Below are 492 nucleotides of genomic sequence, written 5' to 3'. Positions count from 1 at the left end.
GGGTAGTTTGACTGGGGCGGTCTCCTCCTAAAGAGTAACGGAGGAGCACGAAGGTTGGCTAAGCATGGTCGGACATCATGCGGTTAGTGCAAAGGCATAAGCCAGCTTGACTGTGAGAGTGACGGCTCGAGCAGGTACGAAAGTAGGTCTTAGTGATCCGGTGGTTCTGAATGGAAGGGCCATCGCTCAACGGATAAAAGGTACTCCGGGGGATAACAGGCTGATACCGCCCAAGAGTTCATATCGACGGCGGTGTTTGGCACCTCGATGTCGGCTCATCACATCCTGGGGGCTGAAGTAGGTCCCAAGGGTATGGCTGTTCGCCATTTAAAGTGGTACGCGAGCTGGGTTTAGAACGTCGTGAGACAGTTCGGTCCCTATCTGCCGTGGGCGTTGGAAGATTGAGAGGGGTTGCTCCTAGTACGAGAGGACCGGAGTGAACGCACCACTGGTGTTCGGGTTGTCATGCCAATGGCATTGCCCGGTAGCTAA

1 rRNA gene is annotated in these 492 nt (G+C 54.9%); it reads left to right on the top strand.

The annotated features are described in order from the left end of the window. Positions 1–492, top strand: a 23S ribosomal RNA gene (locus BHE89_RS20225); the annotation flags it as partial.

This window comes from Shigella sp. FC1967 (genome assembly GCF_001743005.1).
GTDB lineage: Bacteria > Pseudomonadota > Gammaproteobacteria > Enterobacterales > Enterobacteriaceae > Proteus.
This window is presented reverse-complemented; position numbering and strand designations above follow the sequence as displayed.